The following is a 297-nucleotide window of genomic DNA, read 5'->3' on the forward strand; positions in this document are numbered from 1 at the left end:
GGCCCGCAATGCGCACACCGCTTTTTGTTTTGGCGGCAAAAGCCCCGCAGGCCAGCAGGCTGATCATCAGCGCAGCCGACAGCAGCAGGGAGGTCAGTTTTTTCATCATGGTGCAGATTCCTTCCTCTCTTTGTTGTTCCAACCAGAAACAAAATTTGCAAATTTTGCAAAATCAATTGCTTTACGCGCTCAAGTTTACTATAATGGAGCTAAAAATACCGTTGCCCATGCAACGGAATTGCAGAAGGGCGGTGAGGGCCCGGGGAAAACCTCACGGAACTGACAGGGAAAACTATC

At 49.8% G+C, this 297-nt stretch carries 1 protein-coding gene; it reads left to right on the plus strand.

All coding sequences use genetic code 11. The features are described 5' to 3' along the window. Nucleotides 1-107 precede the first annotated feature (107 nt). Nucleotides 108-297: hypothetical protein (locus P0G09_RS19190; protein WP_275253465.1), on the plus strand; the 190-nt coding region annotated here is incomplete at its 3' end.

This window comes from Faecalibacterium sp. DFI.5.82 (assembly GCF_029076575.1).
Taxonomy (GTDB): domain Bacteria; phylum Bacillota; class Clostridia; order Oscillospirales; family Ruminococcaceae; genus Faecalibacterium; species Faecalibacterium duncaniae.